This window comes from Thermosynechococcus sp. (genome assembly GCF_046299635.1).
Classification (GTDB): Bacteria; Cyanobacteriota; Cyanobacteriia; order Thermosynechococcales; family Thermosynechococcaceae; genus Thermosynechococcus.
The window spans coordinates 1-597 of the sequence record NZ_JBKBHV010000075.1 but is presented as its reverse complement, the minus strand read 5'-3'; the positions used below and the strand labels follow the sequence as shown (position 1 = coordinate 597).

At 45.1% G+C, this 597-nt stretch carries 1 protein-coding gene; it reads left to right on the top strand.

Features of this window, described 5'->3' with window-relative positions; genetic code table 11:
• Positions 1–521, top strand: a 521-nt coding sequence (locus tag ACK4IR_RS12400) for an LAGLIDADG family homing endonuclease (RefSeq protein WP_409874645.1), incomplete at its 5' end; no start/stop codon positions are given.
• Between the last annotated feature and the right edge of the window lie 76 nt (positions 522–597).

Sequence of the window (597 nt, the reverse complement as noted above, 5' to 3'; positions counted from 1 at the left end):
ACCTTGAAAACTTTGAAAGGCTTCCAAGAAAGGGAAGAGAGCTAAGGTATTACTTAGCAGGCTTTGCAGACGGAGAAGGGTCCTTCAGCGTATCCATAAAAAGAGTTCCAACTGCCAAGTTCGGATGGGTTATAGACCCCGAGTTTAACGTATACCAGCATAAGGATAATGAGGTTATTCTAAAGCTCTTTCAGAGGGTTTTGAACTGCGGGAGGATACATCCAAAAGCAGATAATCCCGATGTGCTCGTATACACCGTCTCCAACAGAAGGCACTTGAAGGAGAAGGTAATACCCTTCTTCCAGAAGTACAAGCTTCTTTCCAAAAAATGGGAAGACTTCCTTAGGTTTAAGGAGATAGTGGAGGCCTTGGAAAGAAAAGAACACACAACAAAGGAAGGTTTTGAAAGGTTGGTAAAGTTAGCCATGGAGATGAACAAGGGTGGAAAACAAAGAAAATACACCCTTGATGAAGTCCTCTCGGGGATCCTCAGAGACCGTACGCAAGGGGCCGAAGGGTAAAAAGCCCGTAGGTTAAGATACGGTCCGTCCCAAGAAGGGATGCCTAAGGTAGCGAAATTCCTTGTCGGGTAAGCAT